Annotated in this window: 15 protein-coding genes; 14 read left to right on the forward strand and 1 reads right to left on the reverse strand. The window is 66.9% G+C overall.

Annotated features, from left to right (window positions below; translation table 11 throughout):
• Positions 1–18 precede the first annotated feature (18 nt).
• From HPA01S_RS00090 to HPA01S_RS00150, 13 genes are all read left to right on the forward strand, one after another.
• Complete coding sequence (locus tag HPA01S_RS00090; protein WP_066265089.1) at positions 19–684, forward strand: YfgM family protein; 666 nt, start codon at positions 19–21, stop codon at positions 682–684.
• A 5-nt stretch (positions 685–689) separates the two neighbouring features.
• Entirely contained in the window at positions 690–1,847 is a 1,158-nt protein-coding gene (gene bamB / locus HPA01S_RS00095; protein ID WP_066265092.1) for an outer membrane protein assembly factor BamB, read from the forward strand.
• Between the two features lie 49 nt (positions 1,848–1,896).
• Positions 1,897–3,231, forward strand: a complete 1,335-nt coding sequence (gene der / locus HPA01S_RS00100; RefSeq protein ID WP_066265095.1) for a ribosome biogenesis GTPase Der — start codon at positions 1,897–1,899, stop codon at positions 3,229–3,231.
• Between the two features lie 66 nt (positions 3,232–3,297).
• Positions 3,298–3,567: an RNA chaperone Hfq gene (hfq, locus tag HPA01S_RS00105; RefSeq protein WP_084360358.1), complete on the forward strand. Its 270-nt coding sequence runs from the start codon at positions 3,298–3,300 to the stop codon at positions 3,565–3,567.
• A gap of 79 nt (positions 3,568–3,646) precedes the next feature.
• A complete protein-coding gene (gene hflX, locus HPA01S_RS00110) occupies positions 3,647–4,831 on the forward strand; it encodes a GTPase HflX (RefSeq protein WP_066265100.1) in 1,185 nt (394 codons plus the stop codon).
• Positions 4,832–4,964: 133 nt separating this feature from the next.
• Complete coding sequence (hflK, locus tag HPA01S_RS00115; RefSeq protein ID WP_066265102.1) at positions 4,965–6,287, forward strand: FtsH protease activity modulator HflK; 1,323 nt, start codon at positions 4,965–4,967, stop codon at positions 6,285–6,287.
• Between the two features lie 26 nt (positions 6,288–6,313).
• Entirely contained in the window at positions 6,314–7,207 is an 894-nt protein-coding gene (gene hflC / locus HPA01S_RS00120; RefSeq protein WP_066265105.1) for a protease modulator HflC, read from the forward strand.
• 36 nt (positions 7,208–7,243) lie between these two features.
• The gene (locus tag HPA01S_RS00125) at positions 7,244–7,429 is read left to right on the forward strand and encodes a DUF2065 domain-containing protein (protein ID WP_066265108.1); all 186 of its coding nucleotides are present in this window, start codon (positions 7,244–7,246) and stop codon (positions 7,427–7,429) included.
• Positions 7,430–7,535: 106 nt separating this feature from the next.
• Positions 7,536–8,729: an ATP phosphoribosyltransferase regulatory subunit gene (locus HPA01S_RS00130; RefSeq protein ID WP_066265111.1), complete on the forward strand. Its 1,194-nt coding sequence runs from the start codon at positions 7,536–7,538 to the stop codon at positions 8,727–8,729.
• On the forward strand, positions 8,726–10,114 hold the full coding sequence (locus HPA01S_RS00135; protein WP_066265113.1) for an adenylosuccinate synthase: 1,389 nt from the start codon (positions 8,726–8,728) through the stop codon (positions 10,112–10,114). Before HPA01S_RS00130 ends, HPA01S_RS00135 begins: the two co-directional genes overlap by 4 nt.
• 66 nt (positions 10,115–10,180) lie before the next feature.
• A complete protein-coding gene (locus HPA01S_RS00140) occupies positions 10,181–10,705 on the forward strand; it encodes a phosphoribosyltransferase (RefSeq protein WP_066265115.1) in 525 nt (174 codons plus the stop codon).
• A 64-nt stretch (positions 10,706–10,769) separates the two neighbouring features.
• Positions 10,770–11,969: a PLP-dependent transferase gene (locus tag HPA01S_RS00145; RefSeq protein WP_066265116.1), complete on the forward strand. Its 1,200-nt coding sequence runs from the start codon at positions 10,770–10,772 to the stop codon at positions 11,967–11,969.
• Between the two features lie 32 nt (positions 11,970–12,001).
• Entirely contained in the window at positions 12,002–12,196 is a 195-nt protein-coding gene (locus HPA01S_RS00150; RefSeq protein WP_066265119.1) for a hypothetical protein, read from the forward strand.
• A 256-nt stretch (positions 12,197–12,452) separates the two neighbouring features.
• Here the strand turns inward: HPA01S_RS00150 and HPA01S_RS00155 are convergent, their stop codons facing one another.
• Positions 12,453–13,127, reverse strand: a complete 675-nt coding sequence (locus HPA01S_RS00155; protein WP_084360360.1) for an arylesterase — start codon at positions 13,125–13,127, stop codon at positions 12,453–12,455.
• On the opposite strand from HPA01S_RS00155, the gene HPA01S_RS00160 reads away from it, so the two are divergent.
• On the forward strand, positions 13,126–13,812 hold the full coding sequence (locus HPA01S_RS00160) for an ABC transporter ATP-binding protein (protein WP_066265121.1): 687 nt from the start codon (positions 13,126–13,128) through the stop codon (positions 13,810–13,812). The two genes, HPA01S_RS00155 and HPA01S_RS00160, sit on opposite strands and share 2 nt — an antisense overlap.

Below are 13,812 nucleotides of genomic sequence, written 5' to 3' on the forward strand. Positions count from 1 at the left end.
CTCCAGCTGAACATTCACATGGCCAAACACCTCGACCTCGAAGAGCAGGAACAGCTCGACCAGATCAAACACTTCTGGGCCCGGTACGGCAACCTCATCAGCTGGGTGCTGATCGTGGTGTTCGGCTCGTTCGCCGCCTGGAACGGCTGGAACTACTGGCAGCGCACGCAGGGCGTGAAGGCCGCGGCGCTGTATGACGAAATCGACCGTGCCGCACTCGCCAAGGACACCCAGCGCATGGAGCGCGCACTGGCCGACATGCAGTCCGGCTTCGGCAGTACCACCTACGCCAGCCAGGCCGCCTTGCTTGCCAGCAAAACAATGTTCGACGCCGGTGAACTCGACAAGGCGCGCGCCGCCCTGGTCTGGGCTTCCGAGAAGTCGAGCGACGCTTCCTACAAAGCCGTGGCGCGTCTGCGCCTGGCCGGTCTCGACGTCGAGGCCAAGGCCTACGACCAGGCCCTCAAGACCCTGGACGGTTCAGTGCCCAAGTCGTTCGAGCCGCTGGTGGCCGACCGCCGCGGCGATGTCTTCCTGGCCCAGGGCAAGACCGACGAGGCCAAAGCCCAGTACCAGAATGCCTGGCGCGCCCTGAGCGAGCGCACCGAATACCGCCGCCTGGTGGAAGTCAAACTCGCCTCGTTGGGCGTGGACGTCGCCAGCCTGTCCAAAACCGCGCCTTGAAATCCATGCCAAACCGCACCACCCGACTTTCTTCGGCGCCCTGGCGCCGTGCCCTCGCCACCGCCGGTCTGGTGCTGGCGGCGGGCCTGCTGGCCGCCTGTTCCTCGTCGGCCAAGAAGCCGCAGCCCACGCCGCTGTCGCCGGTGGCCGCGCTCATGGGCACGCAGCTGGCCTGGTCTGCGCAGGTCGGCGAAAGCCGTGCCTCGCTGGTGCCGGTGGTGGCGGCCGGCAAAGCCTTCGTGGCCGGCAACGCGGGCACCGTGGCGGCCATCGACGTGGCCACGGGCAAGGACGTGTGGCGGCTGAACCTGGGCACGCAGATCGCGGCCGGTGTGGGCTCTGACGGCCAGACCGCTTCCGTCATTACCGGCAACAACCAGCTGGTGGCAATGGCCGACGGCAAGGAAATCTGGCGCGTGCGCCTGCTGGCGCGCTCCTTCACCGCCCCGCTGGTGGCCGGTGGCCGTGTGTTCGTGCTGTCGGCCGACCGCACCGTCACCGCCTTCGACGGCAGCAACGGCGCCCGCCTGTGGAGCCAGACCCGCCCGGCCGAACCGCTGGTGCTGAGCCAGACCGGCGCGCTGCTGGCGCTGGGCGACACCCTGGTGGCCGGCCTGTCGGGCCGCGTGATCGGCCTGAACCCGCTCAACGGCGCGGTGCGCTGGGAGGCGGCCATCGCCACCTCGCGCGGCACCAACGAAGTGGAGCGCTTGGTCGACATCGTCGGCCCGGTCAGCCGCATCGGCAACAGCATCTGCGCGCGCGCCTACTCGGCCGCCGTCGGTTGTGTGGACGGCAGCCGCGGAGGCACCGTCTGGACGCGTGCTGCCCAGGGCGTCACCGGCGTGCACGGCGACGACGGCCTGGTGTTCGGCAGCGAATCCGACGGCCGCTTCCAGGCTTGGCAACGCGCCACCGGCGAACCTGCCTGGAGCATCGACCGCCTGAAGTACCGTGGCCTGAGCGCACCGCTGGCCCTGGGCCGCGTGGTGGCGGTCGGCGACAGCGCCGGTCTGGTTCACCTGATCTCCCGCGAAGACGGCAGCGAAATGACCCGCCTCACCACCGACGGTTCGCCCATCCTGGCGGCCCCGGTGCTGGCCGGCGACGCGCTGCTGGTGCAAACGCGCAATGGCGGCGTCTACGCCTGGCGCCCCCAGTAAAGCCTGCTGCGGCCACGGTGTTCGTGGCCGCCTGAACGAAAGTTAGTCCGTGAAACCCGTCATCGCCCTGGTGGGGCGCCCCAATGTGGGCAAGTCCACCCTGTTCAACCGCCTGACGAGTTCACGCGACGCCATCGTGGCCGACTTTGCCGGCCTCACCCGTGACCGCCACTACGGCAATGGCCGTCAGGGTCGGCGCGAGTACATCGTGATCGACACCGGCGGCTTCGAGCCCGAGGCCAGCGAGGGCATCTACAAGGAGATGGCCAAGCAGACCCGGCAGGCCGTGGCCGAGTCCGACGTGGTGATCTTCGTGGTCGATGCCCGTGCCGGCATCAGTGCCCAGGATTACGACATCGGCAACTACCTGCGCCGCCTGGGCAAGCCCACGCTGCTGGTGGCCAACAAGGCCGAGGGCATGACGCAGGGCCTGCAACTGGTGGAGTTCTTCGAGCTCGGCCTGGGTGAAGTGCTGCCGGTCTCCGGCGCGCACGGGCAGGGCGTGCGCTCCATGCTGGACAGCGCCCTCGAACGCATTCCCGGCCTGCCGCCGGAAGACGAAGAAGAGCCGGAAGCCGAACCCGGCGTCATCCGCCTCACCGTGGCGGGCCGCCCCAACGTTGGCAAGTCCACCCTCATCAACGCCTGGCTAGGCGAAGAACGCCTGGTGGCCTTCGACCTGCCGGGCACCACGCGCGACGCCATCTCGGTGCCGTTCGAACGTGGCGGCCAGAAGTTCGAGTTGATCGACACCGCCGGCATCCGGCGCAAGGGCAAGGTGTTCGAGGCGATCGAGAAGTTCTCGGTGGTCAAGACCTTGCAGGCGATCGAAAATGCCCACGTGGTGCTCCTGCTGCTGGACGCCACCCAGGGCGTGACCGACCAGGATGCCCACATCGCGGGCTACATCCTGGAGAGCGGGCGCGCCGTGGTGCTGGCCATCAACAAATGGGATGCGGTGGATGCCTACCAGCGCGAGCAGATCGAGCGCCAGATCGAAACCCGGCTGGCCTTCCTCAAGTTCGCCTCCCTGCATCTGATCTCGGCGCAGAAACGCCAGGGCCTGGGCCCGGTCTGGAAGTCCATCGGCCAGGCCCATGCCTCGGCCATGCGCAAGATGTCGACCCCGGTGCTCACGCGCCTGCTGATGGAGGCCGTGGCCTTCCAGGCGCCCACGCGCAGCGGCATGTTCCGGCCCAAGATGCGTTACGCCCACCAGGGTGGCATGAACCCGCCGGTGATCGTGATCCACGGCAACTCGCTCGAAGGTGTGCCCGACGCGTACAAGCGTTTCCTCGAAGGGCGCTTCCGCAAGGCGTTTGATCTGGTGGGCACGCCGCTGCGCATCGAGTTCAAGACCTCCGCGAATCCCTTCAAGGAGTAAGAATTTGGACTTGGCGGAAAAGACAGCCGGATGGCTGTGGTATGGTCCGTTTCTCATTAACTAACGTTGAACACGGAGCATATCGTGAGCAATAACAAAGGCCAGCTCTTGCAAGATCCTTTCCTGAACCAGCTTCGCCGGGAGCATGTGCCCGTGTCGATCTATCTGGTCAACGGCATCAAACTGCAAGGCCAGATCGAGTCCTTCGACCAATACGTCGTGTTGCTGCGCAACACGGTGACGCAGATGGTCTACAAACACGCCATCTCCACCATCGTGCCGGGCCGCCCGGTGCAGTTCTCGGCCGTCGGCACGGACGAGCCGGCCGCTTCCTGAACACGCGACCGAACCACACCCGGCCTGTGCAGCCGCGCTGCCAGGCCAGCAACGCTGCGCGCGTTGCCGTGCGACCGATTTGAATTCACCCGCCCCATCCGCCGCTTCCACGCCTTCGGTCATTCTCGTCGGTGTGGATTTTGGTGTGCCGCATTTTGATGCCGGCCTCGAAGAACTGGGGCTGCTGGCCCAGACCGCGGGATACACCGTGGCCGACCGCGTCGCCTGCAAGCGGCGCGCGCCCGATCCGGCCCTGTTCGTGGGCTCGGGCAAGGCCGACGAAATCAAGATGCTGGCCCAGTCCACCGGCGCTTCTGAAGTGCTGTTCGACCAGTCGCTCAGCCCGGCGCAGCAGCGCAACCTCGAGCGCCACCTGGGCATGCCGGTCAACGACCGCACCCTGCTGATCCTGGAAATCTTCGCGCAACGCGCGCGCAGCCACGAGGGCAAGCTGCAGGTGGAACTTGCGCGCCTGCAATACCTGTCGACACGCCTCGTGCGGCGCTGGTCGCACCTGGAGCGGCAAAGCGGTGGCATCGGCATGCGCGGCGGCCCGGGGGAAACCCAGATCGAGCTGGACCGCCGCATGATCGGCGATGCCATCAAGCGCACCAAGGAGCGGCTGGAGAAGGTCAAGAAACAACGCTCGACCCAGCGCCGCCAGCGCGAGCGGCGCGACACCTTCTCCATTTCGCTGGTGGGCTACACCAACGCGGGAAAGTCGTCGCTGTTCAACGGCCTGGTGAAGGCGCGCGCCTACGCCGCCGACCAGCTGTTTGCCACCCTGGACACCACCACCCGCCAGCTCTACCTGGGCGAGGCCGGGCGTTCGGTGTCCCTGTCGGACACGGTCGGCTTCATCCGCGACCTGCCGCACGGCCTGGTGGACGCCTTTGCGGCTACGCTGCAGGAGGCGGCCGACGCCGATCTGCTGTTGCACGTGGTCGACGCGTCCAACCCTTCGTACACCGAGCAGATCGCTTCGGTGCAGGGCGTGCTCAGGGACATCGGTGCGGACGACGTGCCGCAGATCCTGCTGTTCAACAAGCTGGACGCGATGGACCCGGCCAGCGCGCCGCATGTTCTGAGCGATGCCATGGAACTGGAAGGCCAGAGCGTTCCTCGAATCTTCGCGAGTGCGCTCACCGGACAAGGCCTGCCCGAGCTGCGCGCCGTGCTGGCCGAGCGCGTGCTGGCGCAAAAACGTGGCGCTGAGCCCTTGAACCCCGGGCCCTGGCCGGAAATCGACGAGTCGGTGTCCTGATTGGGCACAATGTGATGGTTTTGAATCGACAAAGAGTTGGCAACCCATGGATGTGAATCTGCAAAACCCTTCCCGCGGCGCTCAATCCGCTGCCCGAACTGTGCGCGACCGCATCTGGCGCGGGTTGTGGGGCATGTTCAACCTGAACGATCCCCGCTGGGGCCGTGGGGGCGATGACGCGCCGCGCAACGAAGGCGGCAAGGACGGTCAGGACGAAGACCGCAACAGCAACCACAACCAGCGTCCCCAGCCGCCGCGCGGCCAGGGCCCCAACCAGGGCCCGCCGGATCTGGAGGAAGTCTGGCGCGACCTCAACCGCAAGCTCGGCGGACTGCTCGGCAACAAGGGTCGCGGTGGTGGCCAGGGTGGCGGCAACGGCTCGGGTGGTGGCGGCATGCCCGGCTTCAACCCCAGCCCCAAGTCCACCGGCATCGGCGCCGGCCTGATCGCCGCGGTTGCGCTGCTGATCTGGCTCGGCACCGGCTTCTTCATCGTGCAGGAAGGCCAGCAGGCCGTGATCACCCAGTTCGGCAAGTACCACAGCTCGGTCGGTGCCGGTTTCAACTGGCGCCTGCCGTACCCGGTCCAGCGCCACGAAACCGTGTTCGTGACGCAGATCCGCTCGGTCGATGTCGGCCGCGACAACCTGGTGCCCGCCACCGGCTTGCGCGAGTCGGCGATGCTGACGCAGGACGAAAACATCGTCGAGATCAAGTTCGCGGTGCAGTACCGCCTGAACGACGCCCGTGCCTTCCTGTTCGAGAGCCGCGACCCCGATGCCGCGGTAGTGAAGGTGGCCGAGACGGCGGTGCGCGAAGTGGTCGGCAAGATGAAGATGGACGCCGCGCTGGCCGAAGAGCGTGACCAGATCGCGCCGCGCGTGCGCAACCTGATGCAGGCCATCCTGGACCGCTACAAGGTCGGCATCGAGGTGGTCGGCATCAACCTGCAGCAGGGCGGTGTGCGTCCACCCGAGCAGGTGCAGGCGTCGTTCGACGACGTGCTCAAGGCCGGCCAGGAGCGCGAACGCGCCAAGAACGAAGCCCAGGCCTACGCCAACGACGTGGTGCCGCGTGCCCGTGGTGCCGCATCGCGCCTGACCGAAGAAGCCGAAGGCTACCGCGCCCGCATCGTGGCGCAGGCAGAGGGTGATTCGCAGCGTTTCCGCTCGGTGCTGACCGAGTACCAGAAGGCGCCGCAGGTGACGCGCGAGCGCATGTACACCGACGCCATGCAGGAGATCTACAGCAACGTGACCAAGGTGCTGGTGGACTCCAAGTCGGGCTCGAACCTGTTGTACCTGCCGCTGGACAAAATCATGCAGATGACGGGGCAGACGTCCTCGAACACCGGCACCAGCGCACCCAGCCTGCCGACGCCGGGCACCAGCACCGCCCCCGCGACCACCAGCCGCAGCACGGACAATGCCCGCTCGCGTGAGCGCGAGAGCCGCTGAACGACGCCCGCGATCAGAGAAGCAACATGAACAAACTCGGTTTCATCATCACATCCCTCATCGTGGCCCTGGCAATCGCCAGCTCCATGCTGTTCGTGGTGGACCAGCGCCAGTTCGGCGTGGTCTTCCAGCTGGGCCAGATCAAGCAGGTCGTCACCGAACCTGGCCTGAACTTCAAGCTGCCGCCGCCGTTCCAGAATGTGTCCTACATCGACAAGCGCCTGCTGACGCTGGAGAGCACCGACACCGAGCCCACGCTGACGGCTGAAAAGCAGCGCGTGGTGATCGACTGGTACGTGCGCTGGCGCATCAGCGACCCGCAGGCCTACATCCGCAACGTCGGCGTGAACGAACGCGCCGGTGCCCTGCAGCTCAACCGCGTGGTGCGCAACTCCTTCCAGCAGGAAGTGAACAAGCGCACCGTGAACGAACTGCTGTCGAGCCGGCGCGAAGAGCTGATGGCCGACGTCAAGCGCGAGGTGCTGGCCGCTGTGCGCAGCGCCGACAAGCCCTGGGGCATGGACGTGGTTGACGTGCGCATCACGCGCGTGGACTACGCCGAGAGCATCACCGCCTCGGTCTACCAGCGGATGGAAGCCGAACGCAAGCGCGTTGCCAACGAACTGCGTTCGACCGGTTTTGCCGAAGGCGAAAAGATCCGCGCCGACGCCGACCGCCAGCGCGAAGTGATCGTCTCCGAAGCCTACCGCGACGCCCAGCTCATCAAGGGTGCAGGCGACGCCAAGGCCGCAGCCACCTTTGGTGAAGCCTTCGGCCGCGACCCGGCATTTGCGCAGTTCTACCGCAGCCTGGACGCCTACAAGGCCAGCTTTGCCAACAAGTCCGATGTGTTCGTGGTTGACCCCTCGTCGGACTTCTTCAAGGGCATGCGCAGCAGCAACGTCGCGCCGGCGCGATGAGCGCCGCCGCCACGCGCTGAAGGGCAGGGCGGCCCGATGTCCGACATGCTCTGGGGCGCGCTGGCGCTGGTGCTGGTCTTCGAAGGCCTGCTGCCTTTGCTGGCTCCGCGCCTGTGGCGCCGCGTGTTCACGGACATGCTGCAACTGCGTGACGGCCAGCTGCGTTTCTTCGGCCTGATCAGCATCGCCAGCGGCCTTCTGTTCTGGTGGTGGCTGGCCTGACGGCCTGCTGCCTTTTCCTTCCCTGTCCCTGTCGTGATCCGCCATTGGCGGAGGCCCCATACCGGGGCCGGTAAAATCACGTTTTTAACAGCCTCTGAAAATATCCATGTCTGCCTGGGTCCTGCCGGATCACATTGCCGATGTCCTGCCTTCCGAGGCCCGGCACATCGAAGAACTGCGCAGGGGTTTGCTCGACACCGCGCGTGGCTACGGCTACGAGCTGGTCATGCCGCCCCTGCTGGAGCATCTGGAATCCCTGCTCACCGGTACCGGTGAAGCACTGGGTCTGCAGACCTTCAAACTGGTTGACCAGCTCTCGGGGCGCACGCTCGGCCTGCGCGCCGACAGCACGCCGCAGGTGGCGCGCATCGACGCCCATCTGTTGAACCGCCAGGGCGTGGCGCGGCTGAGCTACTGCGGCCCGGTGGTGCACACCCGCATTGACCGCCCGTTCGCCAGCCGCGAACCGCTGCAGTTCGGCGCCGAAATCTACGGCCATGGCGGGCAGGAAGCCGATCTCGAAATCATCGAACTGGCACAGGCCTGCCTGCGCAATGCGGGCGTGACCGGCCTGCAGCTGGACATGGCCGACGTGCGCGTGATCGACGCGGTGCTGGCGCCGGTCAAGCTCTCGCCGGCAGAAGAAGCACGCATCCACGCCGCGCTCAATGCCAAGGACGTGGCCGAGCTGGAGATCCTGGCGCGTGATCTGCCGGCCGCCGTGCGACGCGACCTGATCGCCTTGCCGCACCTGTTCGGTGACGTGTCCGTGCTCGATGAAGCCCAGCGCGTGCTGCAGCCCTCGCCGGCCCTGCAGGCGGCGCTCGACGGCCTGCGCTGGCTGGCCTCGCATGCGCAGGGCCTGACGGTCTCGATCGACCTCGCCGACCTGCGTGGTTACGCCTACTACACCGGCATGCGCTTCGCGCTCTTCGCCCAGACGCCGCAAGGCGGGGCAGGGCAGTCGCTGGAACTCGCGCGCGGTGGCCGTTACGACGAAGTCGGTGCCGTGTTCGGCCGCAACCGCCCCGCCGTCGGCTTCAGCCTGGACTTGAAGGAACTCGTGGCCGCCGTCGCACCGCGGCCGCTGGTGGCCGCCATCCGTGCCCCCTGGGGCATGGACGCCGGTCTGCGCGAAACCATTGCCACCCTGCGCGAACAGGGCCACACGGTGGTGTGCGCCTTGCCCGGCCACGATCACCAGGTCGATGAATTCTCTTGCGACCGCGAACTGGTGCCCGATGTGGCCCACAGCGGCGCCTGGACCGTACAACCCATTCAATCGGAAAACAGCAAATGACGAACAGCAGCAGCGCCGTGACGCCCGGGCGCAACGTGGTGGTGGTGGGAACCCAGTGGGGTGACGAAGGCAAGGGCAAGCTGGTCGACTGGCTGACCGAAACCGCCACCGGCGTGGTGCGCTTCCAGGGTGGCCACAACGCGGGCCACACGCTGGTCATCAACGGTGTGAAGACCGCGCTGCATCTGATCCCCAGCGGCATCATGCGCGCCGGCGTCAAGTGCTACATCGGCAACGGCGTGGTGCTCTCGGTCGGCAAGCTGTTCGAAGAAATCGTCGGACTGGAAAAGGCCGGGGTCGAGGTGCGCTCGCGCCTGCGCGTGAGCGAAGGCTGCCCGCTGATCCTGCCGTTCCACGCGGCCATCGACATCGCGCGCGAAGCGGCCAAGGTCAAGGCCGGCACCGAGAAGATCGGCACCACCGGCCGCGGCATCGGCCCCGCCTACGAGGACAAGATCGCGCGCCGTGCGCTGCGCGTGCAGGACCTGAAGTACCCGGACCGTTTTGCCGCCAAGCTGCGTGAGCTGCTCGACCTGCACAACCACCTGCTCACCAGCTACCTGCACTCGGCCGACATGGCCTGGGACGAGAAGATCGCAGCCTACATGAAGGACGGCGCGATCCAGTTCGAACCGGTGTACGCCGAGGCCATGCAACAGGCCGAACTGCTCAAGCCCATGATCGCCGACGTGTCGCGCGAACTCAACGAAGCGCACAAGGCCGGCGCCAACCTGCTGTTCGAAGGCGCGCAAGGCACGCTGCTCGACATCGACCACGGCACCTATCCCTTCGTCACTTCGAGCAACTGCGTGGCCGGCAACGCCGCCGCCGGTTCGGGCGTGGGCCCGGGCCTGCTGCACTACGTGCTCGGCATCACCAAGGCCTATTCCACCCGCGTCGGTGGTGGCCCGTTCCCGACCGAGCTGGACTGGGAAACCGAAGGCACGCCGGGCTGGCACATGGCCACCGTGGGCGCCGAGAAGGGCGTCACCACCGGCCGCAGCCGCCGTTGCGGCTGGTTCGATGCGGCCCTGCTCAAGCGCTCGGCGCAGGTCAACGGCCTGAGTGGCCTGTGCATCACCAAGCTCGACGTGCTGGACGGCCTCACCGAACTGCAGCTGTGCACCGGCTACGAACTCGATGGTGAAGTGATCGACATCCTGCCCATGAGCGCCGAAGACATTTCGCGCTGCAAGCCGATCTACGAAACCCTGCCGGGCTGGACCGAAACCTCCGTCGGCGTGACGGAATACGACAAGCTGCCGGTGAACGCTCAGCGTTACCTCACGCGCATCGCCGAGACCACGGGGGTGCCGATCCATGTCGTGTCCACCAGCCCGGATCGCGACCACACCATCCTTTTGCACAACCCATACCATGGGTGATTCCCCCGGGGTGGCGCGCCCACCCCGGATGCCAGAATACCGACCGATACCCCACCCGGAGTCCGCATGCTGACCGAAGACGGCAAACATCTCTACGTCTCTTACGACGAATACCACAACCTGATCGAGAAGCTCGCGCTCAAGGTTTACCAATCCGGCTGGGAGTTCGACACCATCCTGTGCCTGGCACGGGGCGGCATGCGCCCGGGCGACATCCTCTCGCGCATCTTCGACAAGCCGCTGGCCATCATGTCGACCAGCTCCTACCGCGCCGCGGCCGGTACCGAGCAGGGCAACCTGGACATCGCGCGCTACATCACCACGCCCAAGGGTGAGATCGCAGGCAAGGTGCTGCTGGTCGACGACCTGGCCGATTCGGGCCACACGCTCAGATCCGTCATCACCCAGCTCAAGACCAACTACAAGCCCATCACCGAGCTGCGCAGCGCGGTGATCTGGACCAAGCAGCTGTCCACCTTCGAGGCCGACTACTCGGTGGAATTCCTGCCCACGAACCCCTGGATCCACCAGCCCTTCGAGGGTTACGACAGCATGCGCCCGGCGCAACTGCTGGAAAAGTGGAAGCTCTGATCACAGTGACCCTCTCACCCAGCCGCTGCGCGGACCGCCGGGGCAGCGCTGCGGCGGCCCATCCATGAAGCACGACGACCTGTCCACCCGGCTGATCCACCATCCCTACAAGCCTCCCGAAGGCTTCGAGGCCGTCGCACCGGGCGTGTACAAGGCGTCCACCGTGCTGTTCCCCAACGTCGAGGCGCTGCGCACCACCGACTGGAAGGACAAGAGCGGCTACACCTACGGCCTGCACGGCACGCCCACCACCTTCACGCTCGAAGAGCGCCTGGCCACGCTGGAAGGGGGAACCCATTGCCTTCTTGCGCCCAGCGGCCTGGCGGTGATGACCCTGGTGGACATGGCCTTCCTGCGCAGCGGCGACGAGGTGCTGATCCCCGACAACGCCTACGGGCCCGGCAAGACTTTTGCCGAAGCCGAACTCGCTGCCTGGGGCATCACGCACCGCTTCTACGACGCCATGGACCCGGACGACCTGGCACGCCAGATCGGCCCGGCCACGCGCCTGGTCTGGCTGGAGGCCGCGGGCTCGATCACGCTCGAATTCCCCGATCTGCCGGCCCTGGTGGCGCGGGTGCGCGCGGCCAACGCCGCGCGGGCTGGCGACCAGCGGCCTATCGTCACCGCACTCGACAACACCTGGGGCGCGGGCATTGCCTTCCAGCCCTTCGAGCTCGGCGTGGACGTGTCGGTGCAGGCCCTGACCAAATACCCCAGCGGCGGTGCCGACGTGCTGATGGGCTCGGTCATCACGCGTGACCTCGCCCTGCACCGCAAAATTCTGCTGACCCGCATTCGCCTGGGCCTGGGCGTCGGTTCCAACGACGCCGAACTGGTGCTGCGTGGCCTGCCCAGCATCGCGCTGCGTTACCACGCACAAGACGCCAGCACCCGCGAACTCGCGGCCTGGATGCAGCAGCAGCCCGGCGTGGTGCAGGTGCTGCACCCGGCATTGCCCGGTTCACCCGGCCACGCCACCTGGCAGCGCGACGCGAGTGCGGCGGCCTGCCTGTTCAGTGCCGTGTTCGACGCCGGCATACCGCAGGCGCGGGTGGACGCGTTCTGCGATGCGCTGCGCCTGTTCCGCCTGGGCTGGAGCTGGGCCGGGCCGATCAGCCTGTGTGCGCCCTACGAGCTGGCCTCGATTCGCAGCCAGGGCTGGCAAGAAGCCGGCGCTCTGGTACGCTTTGCCATCGGCCTCGAGTCCGTGCAGGACCTGCGTGCCGACCTGGCACAGGCCCTGGGCGCCTTGCACGGCTGACCCTTTTCTTCATCACAGACCGAAAGACTGATTTGGCTACTCCCAACTACGGATACGAAAAACGCCAGCGCGAGCTCGCCAAGAAGAAAAAGAAGGAAGAGAAGCTGAAAGCCAAGGCCTCCGGCCGCCAACACAGCGAGAGCGACGCACCCGAAGGCCAGGAGCCGGGTGCACCCGACGCGTCGGGCGATGCCCCGGCCGCCGGTGGCGACGGCGCGGCGGACTGAAACGTCTGCCGCATCCCTGTCATCCAGGCTGTGCGCCCGGGTGGGTCAGGGAGTCATCTGGTTGGTGAAGCGGGCCCGGGCAGGCCGCACCAACCGGCCGGACCTGCGGTCTGGCACAACCCGGGGCGGGTCTTGCAGGAACCCTGCCCATCCCCCGCGCCTCGCGCATGGGGCGCCCATCTCGACGCGTGCTTGCCATGCCGTCGCCGGGGGGTGAACCCGCCCCAGCCCTGTTCCCCCGATTTGCCGTTTGCGCTCAGCGCGCCGCCAGCAGCTTGCGCAGCTCGGGCCAGACGTTGTCGCGCATGGTCGCCTGTGCCGCTTCGTTCGGGTGGATGCGGTCGGCCTGGAACAGCGCCGTCGGGTCTTTCGTGTCGGCCACGCCCTTGAGGAAAAATGGCACCAGCGCGGTCTTTTCGTTCTTGGCGACGGTGGTGAAGACCTCGCGGAACTCCTGCCCGTACCGGGCGCCGTAGTTGGGCGGCATCTCCATGCCCAGCAGCAGCACCCTGGCGCCGGCTTCGCGCGAGAGGCGCGCCATGGTGGCGAGGTTGTCGCGGGTCATGTTCAGCGGCAGGCCGCGCAGCGCGTCGTTGCCACCGAGTTCAAGCACCACGATGGCCGGCTTGTGCTGCGTGAGCAGGGCCGCGATGCGCGAGCGGCCGCCCGAGGTGGTGTCGCCGCTGATGCTGGCATTCACCACGCGGGCGCGAACTTTTTCCCGTTTCAGACGCTCATCCAGCAGGGCCACCCAGCCGGTGCCGCGCTTGAGGCCGTATTCGGCGCTGAGCGAGTCACCCACCACGAGGACCAGCGGATCGGCCGCAGCTTGTGCATGGGTGAGACCCGAAGACCCGATGGCGGCGAGGGCGCACAGCGCCGTGGCCAGCGCGTTAAAGTGACGGCGTTTCAACTTGAGAAGTCCTTCCATGTCCGATGTGATGATTGCGGTTCAGCATGTGTTCAAGTCGGTCACCGACTCCACCGGTTCTCTGACCATTCTGCGCGATATTGATTTCACGCTGAACAAGGGCGAGACGGCGGCCATCGTCGGGGCTTCCGGCTCGGGCAAGAGCACGCTGCTGTCCATCGTCGCGGGGTTGGACACGCCGAGTCAGGGCACAGTTCACATCGACGGCGTGGATCTGTTCGCCCTGAGCGAAGACCAGCGCGCCGCGCTGCGTTCGCAGAAGGTGGGTTTTGTGTTCCAGAGCTTTCAGCTGCTGGGCAACCTGACGGCGCTGGAAAACGTGATGCTGCCGCTGGAGCTGGCCGGCCAGCGCGACGCGCGCGCCACCGCAACCCAGATGCTGCAGCGCGTGGGCCTGGGCGAACGCCTGTCGAGTTACCCCAAGGTGCTGTCGGGCGGTGAGCAGCAGCGCGTGGCGCTGGCGCGGGCCTTCGTGGTGCGCCCGGCGGTGCTGCTGGCCGACGAGCCCACCGGCAGCCTGGACTTCGCCACCGGCGCGAAGATCATGGAGCTGATGTTCGAGTTGAATCGCGAGCAGGGCACGACGCTGGTGCTGGTGACGCACGACCGCGCCATCGCCCAGCGCTGCGAGCGCCGCATCACCATCGAAGCCGGTCAGGTGGCGGCCGAGCGGGTGGAGGCCTGA

The sequence above is a fragment of the Hydrogenophaga palleronii NBRC 102513 genome, assembly GCF_001571225.1.
Classification (GTDB): domain Bacteria; phylum Pseudomonadota; class Gammaproteobacteria; order Burkholderiales; family Burkholderiaceae_C; genus Hydrogenophaga; species Hydrogenophaga palleronii.

Bases quoted from the DNA above. Each gene is read 5' to 3' on its own strand.
- HPA01S_RS00090 (WP_066265089.1), top strand. From the start codon at position 19: ATGGCCAAACACCTCGACCTCGAAGAGCAGGAACAGCTCGACCAGATC.
- bamB (WP_066265092.1), top strand. From the start codon at position 690: ATGCCAAACCGCACCACCCGACTTTCTTCGGCGCCCTGGCGCCGTGCC.
- hflK (WP_066265102.1), top strand. From the start codon at position 4,965: ATGTTCAACCTGAACGATCCCCGCTGGGGCCGTGGGGGCGATGACGCG.
- hflC (WP_066265105.1), top strand. From the start codon at position 6,314: ATGAACAAACTCGGTTTCATCATCACATCCCTCATCGTGGCCCTGGCA.
- HPA01S_RS00125 (WP_066265108.1), top strand. From the start codon at position 7,244: ATGTCCGACATGCTCTGGGGCGCGCTGGCGCTGGTGCTGGTCTTCGAA.
- HPA01S_RS00130 (WP_066265111.1), top strand. From the start codon at position 7,536: ATGTCTGCCTGGGTCCTGCCGGATCACATTGCCGATGTCCTGCCTTCC.
- HPA01S_RS00135 (WP_066265113.1), top strand. From the start codon at position 8,726: ATGACGAACAGCAGCAGCGCCGTGACGCCCGGGCGCAACGTGGTGGTG.
- HPA01S_RS00140 (WP_066265115.1), top strand. From the start codon at position 10,181: ATGCTGACCGAAGACGGCAAACATCTCTACGTCTCTTACGACGAATAC.
- HPA01S_RS00145 (WP_066265116.1), top strand. From the start codon at position 10,770: ATGAAGCACGACGACCTGTCCACCCGGCTGATCCACCATCCCTACAAG.
- HPA01S_RS00160 (WP_066265121.1), top strand. From the start codon at position 13,126: ATGTCCGATGTGATGATTGCGGTTCAGCATGTGTTCAAGTCGGTCACC.
- HPA01S_RS00155 (WP_084360360.1), bottom strand. From the start codon at position 13,127: ATGGAAGGACTTCTCAAGTTGAAACGCCGTCACTTTAACGCGCTGGCC.